General features: G+C 42.4%; 14 protein-coding genes. 4 read left to right on the top strand and 10 right to left on the bottom strand.

Annotated features, from left to right (window positions below; all coding sequences use genetic code 11):
* Position 1: 1 nt before the first annotated feature.
* The gene (locus tag C9J12_RS10885) at positions 2-748 is read left to right on the top strand and encodes a LutC/YkgG family protein (RefSeq protein WP_107242738.1); all 747 of its coding nucleotides are present in this window, start codon (positions 2-4) and stop codon (positions 746-748) included.
* Positions 749-885: 137 nt separating this feature from the next.
* The gene (locus tag C9J12_RS10890; protein WP_107242739.1) at positions 886-1,791 is read left to right on the top strand and encodes a LysR family transcriptional regulator; all 906 of its coding nucleotides are present in this window, start codon (positions 886-888) and stop codon (positions 1,789-1,791) included.
* A 30-nt stretch (positions 1,792-1,821) separates the two neighbouring features.
* On the opposite strand, the gene C9J12_RS10895 is transcribed toward C9J12_RS10890, so the two are convergent.
* The 4 genes from C9J12_RS10895 to torE all read right to left on the bottom strand — a co-directional run bounded on the left by C9J12_RS10895 (position 1,822) and on the right by torE (position 6,381).
* Entirely contained in the window at positions 1,822-2,352 is a 531-nt protein-coding gene (locus C9J12_RS10895; protein WP_227876329.1) for a group II truncated hemoglobin, read from the bottom strand.
* 85 nt (positions 2,353-2,437) lie between these two features.
* A complete protein-coding gene (gene torA / locus C9J12_RS10900; RefSeq protein ID WP_107242741.1) occupies positions 2,438-4,915 on the bottom strand; it encodes a trimethylamine-N-oxide reductase TorA in 2,478 nt (825 codons plus the stop codon).
* Between the two features lie 71 nt (positions 4,916-4,986).
* On the bottom strand, positions 4,987-6,171 hold the full coding sequence (gene torC / locus C9J12_RS10905; protein ID WP_107242742.1) for a pentaheme c-type cytochrome TorC: 1,185 nt from the start codon (positions 6,169-6,171) through the stop codon (positions 4,987-4,989).
* Positions 6,172-6,207: 36 nt separating this feature from the next.
* Positions 6,208-6,381 carry a trimethylamine N-oxide reductase system protein TorE gene (gene torE / locus C9J12_RS10910; RefSeq protein WP_006233652.1) on the bottom strand — a complete coding sequence of 58 codons (174 nt, stop codon included), beginning with the start codon at positions 6,379-6,381 and terminating at the stop codon, positions 6,208-6,210.
* 336 nt (positions 6,382-6,717) lie between these two features.
* On the opposite strand from torE, the gene C9J12_RS10915 reads away from it, so the two are divergent.
* Positions 6,718-8,022 carry a peptidoglycan DD-metalloendopeptidase family protein gene (locus C9J12_RS10915; RefSeq protein WP_107242743.1) on the top strand — a complete coding sequence of 435 codons (1,305 nt, stop codon included), beginning with the start codon at positions 6,718-6,720 and terminating at the stop codon, positions 8,020-8,022.
* A gap of 159 nt (positions 8,023-8,181) precedes the next feature.
* Here the strand turns inward: C9J12_RS10915 and C9J12_RS10920 are convergent, their stop codons facing one another.
* From C9J12_RS10920 to cmoM, 6 genes are all read right to left on the bottom strand, one after another.
* The gene (locus tag C9J12_RS10920) at positions 8,182-9,000 is read right to left on the bottom strand and encodes a tetratricopeptide repeat protein (protein ID WP_107242744.1); all 819 of its coding nucleotides are present in this window, start codon (positions 8,998-9,000) and stop codon (positions 8,182-8,184) included.
* Between the two features lie 326 nt (positions 9,001-9,326).
* The gene (locus C9J12_RS10925; protein ID WP_107242745.1) at positions 9,327-10,367 is read right to left on the bottom strand and encodes a hypothetical protein; all 1,041 of its coding nucleotides are present in this window, start codon (positions 10,365-10,367) and stop codon (positions 9,327-9,329) included.
* 275 nt (positions 10,368-10,642) lie between these two features.
* Positions 10,643-15,103 carry a chromosome partition protein MukB gene (gene mukB / locus C9J12_RS10930; protein ID WP_107242746.1) on the bottom strand — a complete coding sequence of 1,487 codons (4,461 nt, stop codon included), beginning with the start codon at positions 15,101-15,103 and terminating at the stop codon, positions 10,643-10,645.
* Positions 15,103-15,837, bottom strand: a complete 735-nt coding sequence (gene mukE, locus C9J12_RS10935; RefSeq protein ID WP_107242747.1) for a chromosome partition protein MukE — start codon at positions 15,835-15,837, stop codon at positions 15,103-15,105. The genes mukB and mukE overlap by 1 nt, the downstream gene beginning before the upstream one ends.
* Complete coding sequence (gene mukF, locus C9J12_RS10940; RefSeq protein ID WP_107242748.1) at positions 15,818-17,140, bottom strand: chromosome partition protein MukF; 1,323 nt, start codon at positions 17,138-17,140, stop codon at positions 15,818-15,820. Before mukF ends, mukE begins: the two co-directional genes overlap by 20 nt.
* A 68-nt stretch (positions 17,141-17,208) precedes the next feature.
* Positions 17,209-18,021, bottom strand: coding sequence for a tRNA uridine 5-oxyacetic acid(34) methyltransferase CmoM (gene cmoM, locus C9J12_RS10945; protein ID WP_107242749.1), 813 nt, complete (start codon positions 18,019-18,021; stop codon positions 17,209-17,211).
* A 122-nt stretch (positions 18,022-18,143) separates the two neighbouring features.
* Here cmoM and elyC point away from each other — a divergent pair, with 122 nt between their 5' ends.
* Positions 18,144-18,998, top strand: a complete 855-nt coding sequence (elyC, locus tag C9J12_RS10950) for an envelope biogenesis factor ElyC (protein ID WP_107242750.1) — start codon at positions 18,144-18,146, stop codon at positions 18,996-18,998.
* Positions 18,999-19,198: the final 200 nt, after the last annotated feature.

Raw genomic sequence — 19,198 nt, forward strand, 5'->3', positions numbered from 1 at the left:
CATGAGTCAAATTCATAACCGCGACAGCTTTCTCGATAATATAGCGAACAAACTAGGGCGCCCACGCCAAACTGAACCAGTTGAGCGTCCTAAGCTAAAGCATACTTGCCACCATGAAGTAATGGCTGAGTTTAGTACTGATGAGCTCAAAGACGTGCTCGTTAATTACACCCGCACGGCTTTAGGTTCGCAGGCTATTGAAACAACAAAAGCAGCACTTACCGCTACCCTTGCAGACGTCTGTAAAAAGTACTGTACTGATGAGGATAACAGTACTGATACCACTCAGGCACCTTGCGAGACAATAGTCTCTGCAGACTCTCGTCTGCTGGCCATATTTGACCCAGAACAACTTGATACTCCTGAGCATATTGTTCATATTTGGGATACAAAACTTGGCTATGGTCCGAATATTGAGGTTGCCGAGCGTGCAAAAGTGGGGATTGTTTTCGCCGAACAGGCTTTAGCCGAATCTGGCACCATGGTGCTATACAGCCAGCCAGCGCAAGGTCGTGCCATTAGTCTATTACCGGAAGCATCTATCTTTGTCGTGCCCAAAAGCCACCTCGTTGCACGACTCACTCAGGCCACTGCGGTTTTACATGAAAAAGCCAAGAAAGGTGAACGCCTACCTTCTTGCGTTAACTTTATTTCTGGTCCAAGCTCAACCGCCGACATTGAGCTAATCAAAGTTATTGGTGTACACGGCCCTATTTACGCAACCTACGTCATCATTGACGACATGTAAGTACGAAACTTAATCGCCTAGAACCATCAAAGACCAGACTCTTAGTTATTCATATCATAACTAGGAGCCTGACCTTTTCCTCTTTATACTTATATCAACCCCGTACTTATACAAACCCAACGACGAGAAACATCCAAATGCCTCAAATCGATGATCTGGTTCTTTTTACCCAAGTTATAGAACATGCCTCTTTTAGCAAAGTGGCTGAACTAAACAAAATCACTAAATCAGTCGTCAGCAAGCGGATCAGTAAGCTTGAAAACCAACTTGGGGTACAGTTGATTTACCGCACCACTCGTAAACTCACGCTCACCGAACCAGGCTCGATACTTTATCACCGTTCAAAAGATATTAACCAAGTTGCCCAGTCCGCCTTTGATGCCATCACCGGTTATAATGAAGCCCTATCCGGTAATATAAGAGTATCTGTTCCAACCATTTCAGGAGAACTCTTACTTGCTGAAGCTCTTTCTGATTTCTGCCAGAAGCACCCAGGGCTAACAGTTGAAATGTCGATGGATAATCACTTTGTCGATTTAGTCGCGCAAAACTATGACTTAGTAATACGCACAGGCTACCTTGAAGACTCAAGCTTAATTGCCCGCCACATATTCAATTCTCGTTGGGTTATCTGTGCTTCAGCCGATTACCTAGAAAAACATGGCGTACCGGAAACACCCAAAGCCCTGCATCACCATAACTGCTTGGGGTATACCCAGCAAAGTACTGGTCCGTTTGATTGGCTATTCGTTCGCAATAACACTGAAACTTATACGCTGAAAGTAAACGGTAACTTTTCTTCGGATAACGCCGTCGCCCTTCGTAAAGCAACATTAGCGAATAACGGGATCGCCTACTTGCCAACTTGTCTGGTATTCGATGATCTTAAATCAGGAAAGCTGATTGAAATATTACCGGAGCATTCCGGCAAAGTGGTGGGGATTTACGCTGTATATCCATATACAAAAAAGCCATCAAAGCGAATTCAAGCGCTCATTGAACATATCCGCGAGCGCTATATAACGATGAAAGAACGGTTTTAGTGCCTTGTACTACACGTGCTAAAGAAAAGATTAACTTCGGTTACGACACATTTCAGCAGGGAAAGAAAGTTGTACCATAACGTAACGTTTAAAAACATCATCATAACCTTGGTCATCAAGTGCTTTTTGCATACACAATAGCCACGCTTCTTTTTCTGCAATACCAATGGAAAGATGACGATGAGCACCAGGGATATTCATGCTGCCATATTTTTCAGCATAACGAGATGGCCCCCCCATCCAACCGGTTAAAAACGTAGTGAGCTTTTCACGAGAATCCGTAAGATCGGGCTTATGCATCGCACGTACAACCTCAGCTTCCGGCAATGTGTCCATGTAATCATAGAAAGCATCAACCAGTTTTTTAACCCCCACTTCACCGCCAGCGGCTAGCAAAGTAGCGTCTCCCATACCATAAACCGGTGCCGATTTTTGGGTTGGTGCAACACTCTCTTCTTGAGTAGAGTTTTTTGTTTCACTGATTTGTGGGCTGCTTGATTGCTCTGTTTTCATCATGGTTTCTTTTATGTTTCCGATAATATGCTCTTTATACCAAAGCATAGCGTGTTTTATTAAATACTTATTCGATTGGCATTAAAATAAAAAGAGCTGTCGAAGCAACTCTTAAGATCGTTAGAAAAATCGCTTAACTTTCAAATATTGGACCGCCAAATGCTGTTACCGGTGGCACTTCCCCTTTGAACTTCTCAATCTCTACGATAACGGTATTGGCGCTGGTTGCCTGAGCAAGCTCTGATGATCCTATATCTTGCGTAACCGTATTAGGGTCGCCATAGGTATCAATCGCACCAATTTTTTCATTTAGCGGGCCATACCAAGCGCCTTCATGAATACGAATAACACCTATTGGGTAGTTATCAGATACTTTTGCACCCGCTAACAGTTGCCCTCGATCATTAAATACGCGTACCAGATCCCCATCTTTAATGCCACGAGCTTTCGCATCTTCAGGGCTGATATAAACAGGCTCTCGACCTTGTACCGTATAGGTCGCTCGGTATTCGTCTGACTCACACATTTGCGAGTGTAAACGCTGATCAGGGTGACAAGATTGTAACCACAATGGGAATTTATCTGAATGTGGCCCACCATGAGATCGTTCTGATTTTTCAAACCACATCGGGTGGCCTTGGCAGTGCTCGTAACCATAGCGATCAATCTTACGACTGAAAATTTCGATAAAACCAGAAGGCGTACCTAATGGATTTATTTCAGGGTCTTCACGGAATCCGGCATGTTGAATGAAGGGTTTTCCGGGGCCAAATTCAACAATGCCATCAGCCCAAAACTGTTCAAACTCTGGCATTGGGAAGTTGGCTTTGTTCGCTTTTTTGCAGTCGGCGTACAACATACGCACCCACTCCATTTCACTCATACCACGTGTATATTCTTTCTGACGATCAAATCGTTGTGCTAACTCAGTGAAAATATCAAAGTCCGTTTTCGACTGGTACAGTGGATCAACCAGCTTATGCATCGCCAATATACCACTCGCCGAATACGCACCATATAAATCTATATCGTTACGTTCAAACTGCGTACAAGCAGGCAAAACGATGTCAGAAAATCGGCATGTTGCTGTCCATGCAAATTCAATCGTCACTACCGTTTGTAGCTTTTGAAATGCTTTCTTCATCCGATTACGATCTTGGTGATGATGCCAAGGGTTACAGCCGCTCACCACCAGCATCTTAGTATCCGGCAGGATCACCTTGCTGCCGTTATATTTAATTTCTTTGCCCGGCTCTAAAATCGCATCAAGCCACCGTGCGACAGGAATGGTTTTACTGTAACCATTAAAATCATCGTTATCCCATTTGGGCTTTTGACCTTCATCCACATTACGTGGAAAACCACCCGGCCCAGCAGCGCCAGTAGGAGGAATCCCTACACCACTATAATGGTGAGAATAAGACACGCCGCCCCCCGGTAAACCAATTTGCCCCAACATGGCAGCAATAACGGCCCCCATCCAGTAAGGTTGCTCACCATGTTGCTGACGTTGAATCGACCAACCGAACATTATCTGTGTACGATCTTTTGCCATGAGGCGTGCCAGTTCACGAGTCTGATCAGCCTTCACGCCACAAATTTTTTCGGCCCACTCTGGTGTTTTTTCTATGTTATCTTTCGCTTTACCAAGCACATACGGCAAGAAATCATCAAAGCCTAATGCGTAAGTCTCTAAAAACTTTTTATCATAAAGATCTTCTTTATAAAGCGTATGGGCGATGGCTAACATGAATGCCACGTCAGTTTGGGGATTCACATAAACCTGATCACAATTCAAATAGTTCTGCGTTTTTGATTTAACCGGATCAATAGAGATCACTTTGATCTCACCTTTTGCCACTTTCTCTTTTAACTGCTCATAATATTCATACGAGCCATGTGTTTCGGCTTGCCACCCTACCTGCGTATTTTTGAAGGGATCGTTCGCCCATAACACAATCGTTTTACTGTTCGATAAAATCTCTGGCCATGATGTGGCTTGCGCGTAAACCTCTGTCGAACCTAGTACATAGGGCAAAACCGTTTGACCAGCGCCGGTGGAATAATCACCGACTTTCGTCATGAAATTACCATGCATACCAACAGCACGTTGCATGTGTGATGTACAACTGTGGAACTGCCCTGTTTGTCGCCAGCCCGTCATACCCGCATGTAACGCCCAAGGGCCATAATCTTTCTGCACGCGTTCTAATTCTTGATAAAACAGGTCTAATGCTTCATCCCATGTCACCCGAATAAAGCGATTATTACCTCGTGTTTCACCGCTGTATTTGTGCTTCTTCAACCAATCAAGCCGTACCATCGGATACCGAACACGCGATGGACTGTAGATAATACCTTTAATGCCTTTCAGCATATCAGTAGGATACTTATCTATTTCTAAGGCCTTAATTTCTTGCACTTTACCGTTATAAATACGGGCGCGAAAAGCCCCCCAATGAGAACCTGATACCTTCCAGATCCCATCGGCAGTATTGGTTGTAGCTTCTGTTGCAGCGTTGGCAGCTTGCACCAAAAGGCTTGGTCCTATCACAGACACAGCGCTTGTCGTTGCTAGCCCTTTTAAAAATTTACGTCGACTCAGAGACATAAAAAATCCCTCTCTCTATTACACCACCCTAGACAAGTAACTGATTATCGACTTATCCAGAATGGTATTATTTAGTGACCAGAATCAGAAAAATCTGATGAATGTTTTTGTAGGTATTTAAGCACTAACGCTTCACTATCACGGTCGAGGTTAACGAACGCTAGCATGCCGTTAAACATACTTGGCCACGTATTGGCGTCGAAGTGGTTTTCTGCTGGCTGAGTATGACAAACACTACAGTTGGTTGTGTAAGCAGACTTAGTTTCACTCCAGATCATATCTACATTGTCTACTAACGATTCTTTTGGCATCCACAATTTCACTGTTACGCGCTGCCAAGGAAGACCGGTTAAATCATCTTCTTTTTCTTCAAATTTCTGTACTAACGTGTCATTTTTCGCAGCATCTTTGCTTAAAGCGGCAGTCGGAATATTTATCCCAAAGTCTTCAGATATAACGCGTCCAAATCCTTTCATTTTACGCCAGCCATTAATTTCAATTTGTATCGCATTGCCTTTCACTGCCACGACTTTTACTTCAGAAGCAGGATTCAGTTCTCCGCCACTTTGGGTTAATGCTTCATCTTCATACATAGGTAAGTAACGAACGCTGAAATAATTACTCCCTTCGGTGTAGCTGGTATTATGAGATTTCGACACTAACTGCGATACCATGCCACCAGAAGTATCCATATTGTCGGGTAAGCTGTGAGCAATACCTTTATGACAATCCAAACAACTTTGATCTTTCTCGGCCGCTTGCTTCATTTGCGATTGCGCCAGAGTCGACATTTCTTCCCACTTCATACTTTCGTACTGGTGGCAGTTTTTACATTCGAGAGAACCATTAGACGCAAAACGTTTCCATTCATGCTGTGCCAATTCACCCCGTTTAGCTAAGAACTTTTCGCGGGTATCAATCGTGCCAAAAATAGCGCCAAACACTTCCTTACTAGCCTGCATCTTCCTTGCAATTTTATCCGTCCAGTTATGAGGGACATGACAATCGGGGCATGTTGCTCTTACACCGGCATTATTCGACCAATGCACCGTTGTTTGTAATTCTTCGTACACGTTATCTTTCATCTCATGACAGCCAATACAAAACTTTTCTGTATTGGTAATTTCTAGTGCTGTATTAAAGCCACCCCAGAAAATCACACCTGCAACAAAGCCGCCTAACGTGAGTATGCCTAAACTAATATGCACCGCAGGACGCCAAAAAGTGCCCCACAGCTTTTTAATAAAACTCATCATAATCTTAACCTGTCTGTTTATTGACTGTGATTTGAATTAGCCGTGGCCGGGAGGACCGAGGAAGAAGATTTGTAGTGCCCAGACAATGAAGCCATAACCACCAACAAGCGCTACAGACAAAATGGGGAAGAGAAAAACAGTGATGAAAATAAATGATCGCCACTCATATTTTGATTTATCTTTATCGGCAACATTATCGACGCTACTCATTGCTAATATCCTATTCTAAATATGCCACCCACCTCACCTTACGACTCATGAGGTAACCGTTAAAAAAGTATAGTTAACAATGTTACAAACACACATATTTTGAAGCACATCCGAGCTGCATTACAGTTTTAAGCATTGTCGATTATCGTGAAAACTAACAGAAAACAAACCCTCTGAAGTTGCTTGTAAAATTCAAATCATTAATTGTTTATAAATTAACCTCTCGAAACGTCAGTTCATTTACCGTTCAGAAATGCTGTGCTTTTATGGTGAAATTTTGTGCCTATTTGGCGCAAATACAACACAAAAAAATAATAATGATGAGCACTTCTATTTATGTCGACGTTTAAAATGACAGTATTAAGTAAGTTTATTAACTATAAATTACTAAGCATTGCGGGATTATCTTTGGTCACTGTTGCGACAGTTTTATCTTTTCGTTCTAGTCCTATTCAAGACATCGAATTAGATATCGCATCATTCACATCAGTAAACCCAGCCCCCGCTTCGGGCCCTCACAACGACTCAATAAAAGACATTGTAAACCCGCCTAGCTATGAATATCAGATTCAATCAGGTGATACGCTAAGTGAGATTTTTGCAAAACTCGGCATCCCCTTATCTGATATGCAACAGGTGATGGAAGCTGACTTAGACAATTTACGTATTGATACGTTGCGACCAGGCCACCTTTTACGGTTCTGGTTAGATGACTCGGGGCAGCGCCTAGACAAATTAGAATTAGAATTTAATGCCGCTCAGCGCGTTGACTATCAACGAGTGAATGAGGGTGGGTTTGAGTTTGTTGAAATTACGTTACCAGGTACATGGAAGTCATCTGTTGCTGCCGGCAGTATTTATGGCAGCTTCTCGGTATCGGCTCAAAAAGCAGGACTGGATTTTAGTGAAATTAACGAAATCATAAACTTATTAAAAGATAAGGTTAATTTTTCGCGGGATCTTAAGGCTGGCGATACCTTTGAAGTTGTCGTTGCTAATCAATATATCGAAGGCAAAGCCACCGGATTGCACGACATTAAGGCTATTCGGCTTGAAAACCGAGGCCGAATAATATCAGCCTATCTACATGAAGACGGTAATTATTACGATGCTAACGGTGAAAGCCTGCAACGTGCCTTTTTACCTTACCCTTCCGCTAAGCGCTGGCGTATTAGTTCGAATTTTAATGCGAACCGTCGTCATCCCGTTACTGGTCGCCGGGCACCACACAATGGTGTCGATTTTGCGGCACCAAGTGGAACACCAGTATTAGCAACTGGTGATGGTTTCGTGGTAATGACCACCAACCACCCTTATGCTGGCCGTTATATTGTTATTCAACACGGGGCAAATTACCGAACCCGATATTTGCACAACAGTAAAATCTTAGTGAAAAAAGGGCAAAAAGTATCTCGTGGACAAAAAATTGCACTCTCAGGGCAAACTGGCCGAGTTACCGGTCCACATATTCATTATGAATTTTTGATTAGAAATAAACCCGTAAACCCAATGACGGCTAAGATTCCAATGGCGTCATCGGTTCCGACCAAAGAAAAAGTCCAATTTGAACAGACGGTAGCAAAGTATAATAAATTAATGCAAGTAGAAGACACAAACCCCATCGAGATTGCTAAGCAATAACGATGAATTTATATCTTTTTAAAAGTCGCTAGTCATTTTTCATAGGCTTCTTGTCACGAAAATAAGCTGTGATCAAAAAGGGCTGACTTCCATAACTCGTTAGAGTATTAGAAGTCAGCCCTTTTATGAGGAATCTATTTATCAGCGATTAAATCATGATTAAAGTGAAGCGCTATAAAGTGTTTGGCTTTGCTTATAAAGCTGTAAACGTTGCTCGAACTTAGCAATACGCTGTGTATTTACTAGCTCAGCTTTATTACTCGGCACGTCTTTTTCTAACTTACCAATTGCTGCTTTTTGTGCATTTACTGCCTTTGAAAATTCACCACATGCTGCATACGCGGCTGCAAGATTATCATAATCACCTGCATCACCTGTTCCAGTGCGACTTAAGACTTGCTTTGCTAACTTAAGAGCGCGTTCACCATCACGCATACGTTCGTCGGTGCAGGTTGCATATAACCATACTAGATTACGCTTAGATTCTAACGACCCACCATTTGATGCATCATTGAACCATTTAATCGCATTAGCACAATCAACTGAGCCCGTAGCCCCTGACGCATAATATGAGCCTAGCTCAATCATTGCTGGTACAGAACCCTCTTTTGCAGCTTCTGTATACCAATATAAAGCTTGCGACGCATCTTTAGGTACAACCTGACCTGCTTTAAATAAATCAGCAATCATAGTTTTGACTTCAGGCATATCAACAGCTGCTTTCTGTAACCAATACATACCTTTTAGTCGGTCAACCTTAAGACCATTAGTTCCTTCTAAATAAGCACGCCCGAGAAAAAGCTGCATATTTGTATCACCCTGATCAGCTTCAAGCTCAACATACTTCAATGTAGAAAGTAGGTGATTAGCTGGAGACGTGGTAACTGACGCATTGGCAGTTGAAATACCATATCCAGTTACAGCAAAGCCGAACATTGCACTGATAACAACTTTTTTTAGGGTCATAACTGCTGGCATAAAAATGTCTCTTTCAAATGACTGGGTGACGTTGAGAAGAGAAGTTATAGAACTAGCGGTCAAAAAACAACCACAAAAATACAGCATAAGTGACCACTTACCACGACATTATCGTTTAATTACAGCTTGGTCAGGAGGTTAAGCTAGCTAGTATTTTATTCTAGAATTTTAATAATGAGAGATCGATCGAATTAAATTGGACTATAATGACCCACCTTACCTGAATAACCGCTGAATAAATCACCAACAAAAAACGATATAAAAACTAAAAAGTCGAGAAACCTTAAAAGGTTTCTCGACTTTTATCTCATACAACAAATGCTCAGTTAGAAAGGCTTATAGTATTCTTGCCCACCACTAACAGATTGGTCATCATGCATAGAATCTTCATCTAGATCGATATCTAAATCAATCTGATTAGGTAAATCTGCCAACGCATTACACGCTAACATAACATCGTATGTTCCTTCTGGCACATAGCCCATTGAATACTGGCTATCAACCACTTTCGCCGTGTGAACTGGTGGGTTATCAGACCCTAAATCACCATAACCAGAGTCATCACTGTCATAAAGATACACATACGCATTATCTGCAGAATCACATGTTGCCGGATCAACATCACCATAAATAGTTGCGGCCATTAAATTATCGACTAAACGTAATCCTTTATTTTTCAAGTAATACGCATTTTCGAGCATCTGCAACATGCTTCTAAGATCAAATGTCATGGTATAAGTCGTTGGCACATCGATATTAATATCTAGCCCATCAAAAGACAGCTCATCCACCACTTCCATATATTGTTTATTTAAAGCATCACCAACATAAGAGTAATATTGTGGCTGACCAAGAGTGTCTCCTATTAGTGAATCATACGTACCCTGAATAACAGACAACGACATACCAGTATATTCGCCAGCTGCCACTAACTGATCAGAAATTAACTGAATGATATCCACATCAGTTAAGTCATGAAGATCGATCACAATAAATTTTGGGTAACCATCATTATCAACCGGAATAGAGGAATCAGCAGGAATACATTGCTTATTACTGATTTCATCTGGGTTGTTCATGCTTTTGGTTGTCCACTCTGTAATCGTGCCGGCTAAATCCGTCACACTTACAGCATCGATAGCAACACAAGCTTGCAATTCATCACCATCAGGTACTTCTGTTGGCGGTACGACGACATCAACAGAGATTGGCACATCTGCTTTCGCACCGTCACTGCTTGTTGCTGTTCCGCCACCAGAATCACCTGAATCACTATCAGAAGCCGATGTTGTACTAGAATCACCGCCGCCACCACCGCACCCAACCACCACAAACATGGTGAGCACCATTAAAATTATTTTTTTCATGTCATCACCCCTACGAGATTACAGAAATTGTTATGTTGGATGGCCGAACCCAACATTAATACCCACCTAGCAAATCAGATTGGTAATGAAATTTTAGGAGTAATTTGAGGTGTGATAAATTTATCGGGGCCGTTATTAAACATTGAGAAAATGATCTTACAAACAAGACAATACTAGGGGGAGAAAAAAGGAATTACGTGGCAGGGAGAAAGCCGAGAATATATTTGAAATATAAAAAAGGCCAGATTTCTCTGGCCTTTTCAATATATAAGCTATTATGCAGGATTCAAATCTAACATCTCTTGTATGTTTGTTTCGCTCTTTGGTTCTTGTCCAAAACCACGAAGACCCACCACATGTACGTGCTCTCGATCTTTGAAAATCTTACGCACTAACTTGTAGGTAGTTCCCTTTTCAGGGCTAATGTTTTCTGGTGCTGCAATTAATAATTGCATATCCAAACGCTCACAAAGTTCGAATAATGTCGCGATGGATTTACCATCTAAACGTGCGGCTTCATCCAAGAACAATAAGCGACATGGGATAAGATCTTTACCGCGTAAACGGCGTGATTCTTCTTCCCAGCTTTGAATCACCATCAGTAGAATTGCCTGGCCCGTACCAATGGCTTCACCCGTTGATAACGCGCCAGATTCAGCCTGTAACCAACCGTCTGTACCACGGTTTACTTCAATACTTAATTCTAGGTAGTTTCGATAATCCAGTAACTCTTCACCTAAGATTTGTGGTGAACGCTGACCCATATCAATATGAGGATTTAGGCGCTGGAACAACTTCGCAATAGCTTCAGAGAAGGTTAGGCGGTTATTACCAAATAAATCTTGGTGTTGATCTTGCTGTTCAGCCAAGCCACTCAGTAATGATTCGTGCGTCTCGCGTACTTTAACGTTTAGACGTACACCATTAACCTGACCAAAACCGATATTTTGCAACCCTTGGTTTAGCATACGAATACGGTTTTGCTCACGCTGAATCGTTTTACGAATAATATTCGCAACAGAATCAGAGCTGATAGCTAAACGTTGTTCACGTGCTGTTAGCTCTTCAGTAAGGCGCGCAAGTTCAACTTCCATCTCTTCAATCGCTTCAACCGGATCGTCGGTACGAATGATATCGTGACGAATACGTTCACGAAGGTGTTGATAAACAGCAATGTAGAACAGTACTTTTCGCTCTGGACGCGAGATATCTTCGGATGAACGTAAAGCATCACGCAAGTTTTCGTTGTCTGCTACCGCAAGACGTAAAGCACCTAATGATTTATCTGATAATGAACGTAATTCATCAGCTGACATGTACGCCATTTCACGACGGTGTAGACGGCGTTCAACATCATTTTCGCGCGCTAAACGCAATACTGCACACCAGCCAGCTTTCGCATTCACTACTAACTTACGAATATCTTGGTAGTCTTTACCGACTTTACGCAGGCGTTTCACCAGCGATTTCATTTCGAGTTCAATGGATGTAATTGCTTTTTCTAACTCGCTGCGACGGTTACGCGAACTGTGTAGACGTTCGTTAAGCTCATCACGGCGAATGCGTGCACGTTCTTCTGATTCAATATCAGCACGAACACCCAACTCTTGCAATTCACGTTCGAACTCTAGCACTGTTTCACGTTTAGCTTGATGCGAACTTTTTAACGATGCCATTAACTGGTTGTACTGATTCGCTTGTGCACGTGCTTGTTTCAGGGCATCACGGCAACGTGTACGTTCATGCTCTGCTGCTACCAATTTCGCTTTAAGCTGCTCATTAAGCTCTGAGCTTTTATTCACTAACTCAACAGAGTCGATATACGTGAAGTGATGGCGACGCTCTACCAAATCTGCCACAGCAAAAATCTGTGTCTTCAGAGCCTGTAGGCGGCTATCTGCATCAACATAACTTGTTTGTAGCGCATCAAATTGCTCAGGATCCGCATCCAGAGCAGACACTAGGCCTTCAAGCTCTGTAATGGCTTTGCCATGGCGGTCTAAGTAATTACGCGCTTCATCAAGCTGTAAAAGCTGTTGCTCTACATCTGTAAAGCGAGCTGTTAATGTCTCATCTTCTAACAGATTAACAAGCGGATTCAATTTACCTAATAATGCTAACCCTTCACGCGCAGCGACAAGCTGACTGCGTTGCTGTTGCTCTTTAGCAGCGGCATCAGCTAATTGACGGGTCGCTTGATTACGTTTTTCTCTTGCAAGCTTTAATTCTGCTTCAGGATCGGCATTGAATGCTAGCGACATGTGTGTCGCAACAAAGCTATTAAAGCTCTGATATAAACGCTGTAGCTTTTGCGAATCAAATGCCGATTTCGCGTGGTCTTCAATCAGCTGATCACGTTCTTCACGTAACTGCTCTAGACGTTGCTCACGAGCTGCTCGTCCAAACAGTGGCACCTTCGGATAGCGAGAGTAGCGCAATTGGCGATCATTCAAGTGAACGCATATCGCACCGTCTAATTCATCAACATCAAAGCCGCTATCATCAAATGAATCAACATCGCCTTCAATAATGTAAAGATCGTCTGGGCAATCCTCTAATGCGGCGAGCTTATCTTTAACATCTTTGAGGTCTGGTACAACAATAGCGTGGCGAGCAGGGCCGTACATTGCGCTGAAATATGGGGCGTCCGCTAAAGTGATGTCATCATAAATTTCAGACAACAAGCTACCACCAAGTGTCTCGGCTAAGCCACGTAAACGCGTATCATCGCTACCACCAGGTTGAGCAAGACGTTCAATATTCAACTCAAGTTGCTGCTTACGCTGGGCAAGTTGATCACGATGAGCAGAGACTTCACGTTCATTATCTAACGTTTGTTGCATATTATTCATAACAGACTGACTGTCTGTTAATTCTGCATCGACCTGATCAGACAGTTTTTCAAGTGCATCAGATGCGGCAATCCATGCGGGTGCCGATGCTTCTAAAGACTTAATTTGAGTGCCTAGTTGCTGCTCTTGACGACGTAAATCATTACGTTGTTCAACTAATGTATCTTGTTCTTGCTCAAGGCTTTCGAACGTTGCTTCATGACGAGCTTGCTCTTCAGCTAACACTAACTCGCTATCTATAACAGTTGCAAAACGCTTGCTGTAACTTTCTGCCAGCTCAACCGCTTGACGTTGATTACGCACACTACGTTCAAGATCACGATACTGACCTTTTAGCTGATCGCCTCGTTCTGAAACCGCACGAAGGCGGCGAGCATGAATGATTAATTCACGGGCTTTTTGACCAGCAGTTGCACGATCAATCGCACCCGCAATGGTCTGGACAATTTTCAGGCCTTTCTCAAATTGTTCAGCTGCCGCAGACGACATATCCAACTTGTGTTTAAGCGCCAATAAAGCGGTGGTTTGTAATTCTTGGTCACGCTTTAGTTGCGACAAATATGCAGGTGCGTTATCAGCCAATAAATCATTAGCATTAGACAGTTCACGCGCTTTTTCTAAAGCATGAACCGCTTGTTGATATTGTAAGGCACGGGTTTGCTGCATATTCAATGCTTGCTGGTAATCAGCAAGCTGCGTCTTCAAGCTATCAACTTCTTCTTCAGTTAATACGGCTTGTTCTTCAGCCATTGCAAGTTGTTCTGCCGCTTCTTCAACGACCATTACCTGCTCTTCAAGACGCTCGGTTAATTCTTCTAGATCTTCCTTATAACGTTCGATCTTTTCTTGCTGACGTACTGCATTTTGTACAAGTTGCAGATGATCAGACGCTGCTTGATGATCTTGCTCTAAAGCACTTTCACGATCATTTAATTCGTCTAGCTCGCCTGACATGTTAGTCAGTGAGTTATTTTGATCGCCCAGTATCTTGCGTGAACCTAATAATTCGCCACGTAATTTCAGCGTTATTTCTAACTTATTACGACGTTCATTAGCATGACGCATATAATCAGCCGCAACATAGTGTGTTGCTTCAGAGATCAAATGCTTAAATAAATCACGATCGCTTTGAGTCAGCTTAATCGCTTCTAATGTCATGCGGTTTTCACGCAATGCCGCTTCCATATCTTGGAAAGCTTTTTTCACACCGGAGTTATGTGGTAATAAGTAGTCACGTAACGAACGGGTAATAGCACTTGAAATACCACCGTAAAGTGATGCTTCAATTAAACGATAGAATTTAGAACGGTCTTGGGTATTACGCAATTTCTTTGGTAATACACCAAATTCAAACATTTGCGTGTGATAATCCGTAACAGAATTAAAGGCTTTAAATTGCACACCTTCATATTCACCCGCAATTTCTTTCACTTCATTAATTTGACGAACACGAGCCTGATTTTCAGACAAGGTTTCAATCAATAATTCAGTCGGTTTTACGTGTGATGGCAAACCTTGAATAAGGAACGGTTTAATATCGACTTTTTTATCGCGACCCGCTACTTGCTGCAGTTTTACACCAAAAATAATACGCTGCTTTTTCGAGTTAACAACATCCAATGCCGCATAACACGCACCCGGTTTTAACTTACCGTGCAAGCCTTTATCACGAGATGCGTTTGAACTACCCGCTTCTGTGGTATTACGAAAATGCAGAAGACTTTGATCAGGAATTAACGTCGTGATGAATGCAGCCATGGTGGTGGATTTACCCGCACCATTACCGCCAGATAATGTGGTAACCAAATTATCGATATCAAAAGTGCGAGCGAAAAAGCCGTTCCAATTGACCATTGTGAGTGATTGATACTTACCGCGTTCCATCAGATTTCACCCTCTTGCATTGTCGGCTCTGAATCATGATGTTCAGTGTCATCCGCATCAAACCCATCAAGTAAGCTTGATTGACTTGGTTCTTGTTGGTGCACAACGGCTTCACCATCACGAATTAGGCGTAATTGCGCTTCGCGCACATCATCACCCGTTCGTACATCTGCACCAAAACGGAATACCGACTCACTGATACGGAATTTACCATTTTCACCAATTGGGATAAGCATACCGATACGACGTAAACGACGAAGCGACGTTTTCACTTTGTCGTACAGTTTTTCACGATCAAGATCGGAACCCGAGGCACGGTGTGTAACAAACTTCATTAGTTTTTTTTCATCAGCTAACACTAACAGTTCATCAAACAACTCTTGATTGGTAAAAATACCTTCATGGGCAAGGCGCTCAGGGCTAAGGTATAAGAAACACAGCACTTTACCGACCAGCATGTCGATTTCAGACAAGACTGAACGACCAATCAATGACGTAGAACGTGGTCGCAGATAGAAGAACCCTTCTGGTGCGCGAATAAGTTCGGCATTGTAACGGCGGTAAAACATACCTAATTCACGCTCAAACTCGATCAGTAAAGCATGGTTATCTAAATCTTCGCTAGAAACATGACGACCAGATCGGAGCGCATTATCTAACGCCGGAAAAAGTGGGTTAGCTATCGCTTTTGCCAGTTTTTCAGGCATATATTCTTCAATATTTATCGATGACATTGGCTTGTACCTTGGCTCCATGTTCATTAATCGCTTCCCAATCAGGCTGAGTGGCATTGAAGTCAGATTCGGAATACCCAAGTCTTACTGCCTGATCAATTACAATTCGCGTTACATCAAAATGTCGCGCTTGTGGGTGTTGAGCCAAATAATCTTTCAGAAGCGAGCTCAAATTAATAGCTGCACCTGTTTCTTTATGGGCTTTTAGCATTTCAGCAACTTGATCAGAAAGCTGATCATTGACTAGGCTAAGTTCTTCAAATTCCATTTCTTCAGGTACGATACCTGTTACTTCATCATCACGTAAAACTAAGGTTTCATCGCGCATATCAAGTAATCGTTCGGCATCGGCATATGTAAGAAGCCATGGGGTGTCGAAGTAATCTGTTACCGATTGGCGTAAACGCTGGCTAAATGCCCGGTTCTTATCCATATCGATAGCTGTTCGAATAAATTTATGTACGTGGCGATCATAACCAATCCACAAATCAATCGCTTGCTGACCCCAATTAATAATACGGTCTAGCTTCGTTTGTAGAATAAAGATCATACCATCAACGAAATCCAGCTCAATATTGCCTTGTATTTCTTCTTGAATGATCAATAACTGCGTTTGTAATTGGTCACCTGCAGCTTGCAAGGTATCTTGCAATTCACGTAACGTGCTTGATGTTTCGTTAAGCAATGCTTCACAGTTGGTAATTGCCGCACGCCAATCTTGAGTCAACAATTCAGCGATATTGGTTTTCACCTGCTGTTGCTGCTCATCCATTGTGCGTTGGTTTAAATCAATGCGGTCAAAAATTTCTGCCACTGAATATTTCAATACTGCGTGAACATTCAGTCGCCAGTGCTTCTCGTCACCGCCTTTTTGTGCGGCATCTGCTGCTTTGTTAATTTCATCAGCAACCATCGCTAATTGAATTGACAATTTCAGCGTCGAATACTCACGTTGACGTACGTAGTAGTCTGTTATACCTAGCGCTAATGGACTTAAACGGTAAATACTTGCACCGTCGTTCATCTCACTGGTAAAGCGCGTAATTAAGCGCTGACGTACTAATTCATTTATGGCGTTGTTGGCACGAAAGGCTAGAGTTTCTTTTGATTGATCAAATAAATCGCTCACAATACGGAACGCATCAATCAACTCTCCTTCCCCTAATTCTTCATCAAAGCGATCGCCACTTAATACAGCAATCGCCAACAAGAACGCCAGCCGTTCGGTTGGTAAGTTAAGCGAGAAATCATGCTGCTTAACCCAAGTCACCAACTCAGGAACGGTCTGGGAAACTTCACTCATCCGTTGTCCTTAGTGCTGTTATGTTCTTTTCTATGGGTAATATGTTCTTTTATAAGGGTAAATAGTGCTTATTCACAGTTACTGCCGTTCACTTGCATCTCTTCGCACAAGGGTTTACGTGCATAAACGTGAATATAGCGCCCCAAAGACAAATAAGGTTCCTGACGACAAAGCTTTTGCTCCATCTCAAGAACTTGTTCAAAACTGTAATCACCAACCATCGCATTTTGCATGTAATCGTGAAAAGTGCGTACGCCAGTTTTGCCTAAAATAGTTAATCCAGCGTTTATCAGGCAACTATACACCTCATCAGGCTTAATACCTTGCTGCGGCTGTAGCTTAAAACGCTTACGATGAGGCATACCTTGTTCTATGTGCGTCAAATTACCACAAATTAGGTTTTTAAATAGCAACCCATTGTAGTTATAAAACATCACTGAAATGACACCGCCAGGTCTGACTTGTTTCAATAATTGATCAAGTACCGTTATTGGGTCCGATAGCCACTCCATCACTGCATGAAAAAGCACCAAATCGACAGGTTCATCAAGATGGTCACCAATATGCTGAACAGGACTATGAACTAAGCGATATTGCTTAAGAAGTCCATTTTTAGCAATTTCCTGCTCGGCTAGTGTCAGCATTTCACCAGAAAGATCACATAAAGTGACATGATGGCCTAACTCTGCAACTTTTTGTGACAATTGTCCTATACCCCCACCAGCGTCTAAAATACGCAGCGGAATATCACCGTCGAACCCAGATAGAATCTGCTCTATATCCTGCCAGACAACTGTTTGTCGGATCTGCCCTTTGGCAGTGCCATATATGTTTTTCGCAAATTTTTGCGCTAAATCATCAAAATTTCGATCTTCGATCACGGCAACTTTACGTTATGATAGTGGTTCAAAAAAAGTGAAGCTTATTTTCTCACAAGCGTTATAGGAATAAAGGCTTGTGATGCTTTTTCAAGCTTGATTGCTGAAATTTCGGACGACATTACATGTTTGAACTAAAAAAAATGATATCTGCCTTACTTATGCCCCTACCCGCGATGCTTATTCTTGGGTTTATCGGGTTATTGATTTTATGGTTTACCCGTCGAAAAGGACTTGCTTCTTGCTTTATCGCTTTTGCGTTCTTAGGAATTTTCATGGTCTCTTTCCAACCGATTGCGACTAGCTTATTACGCCCATTAGAAACAGAAAACCAACCATTTGTCCCGTCGTCAACGCCTGTTGATTACATAATGGTACTTGGAAGTGGGCATGTTATTGACAAGGCAATGCCAATAACATCCGAATTATCTCGTACTGCCCTAATGCGCCTATCTGAAGGCATGCGCATTTATCGGCTCTTTCCTGGATCTAAATTGATTCTATCCGGTTATGGTGGAGGCAGTGATATAAGCCAAGCACGTATGATGGCAAAAGTCGCATTAGCGCTAGGGGTGAACAAATCTGATATTTTATTACTTGAAACTGCCCGTGATACTTGGGAAGAAGCGTTTCAAGCAGCCTCTGTTGTGGGTGATAAGAATATGGTGCTCGTTACCTCTGCAAGCCATATGACACGCGCATTGTATGAGTTTAATCAGGCAGGGCTAACCCCAACCCCCGCACCCACGAATTTCTTAGCCAGTAATAAGATTAAGCAACCATGGGATAGATACGCGCCTAAAGCAAAGTACCTAGAGCAGACTGAGCGCTATTGGCATGAAACCATGGGGCAGATTTGGCAAAGAATACGCGATACAGCAGCAAACGTTGAAAAAGACAAAGCGGATGAAGCCAATAAAAATGCTGATATCAACCCAGTCGAAATTTTAAGTGAAGACGATAGCAGTACTACGCTTTAAAGCGTCTTAGTAAAATTGCGTTAATATTTAGTAAAAAACGAACCATACAATCTGCTGCAACAAATAAACATAAGGCCAGCATTCATTGCTGGCCTTTTTTATTCACCAAGCAAATACTTCTTTTATTTCGCTTTTCTGATTGAAGCGCACATCACGGCCCTTATTACTAAAAGTTTTATTATGTGCGATTTTTACATAGC

It is taken from the genome of Photobacterium frigidiphilum, from assembly GCF_003025615.1.
Classification (GTDB): domain Bacteria; phylum Pseudomonadota; class Gammaproteobacteria; order Enterobacterales; family Vibrionaceae; genus Photobacterium; species Photobacterium frigidiphilum.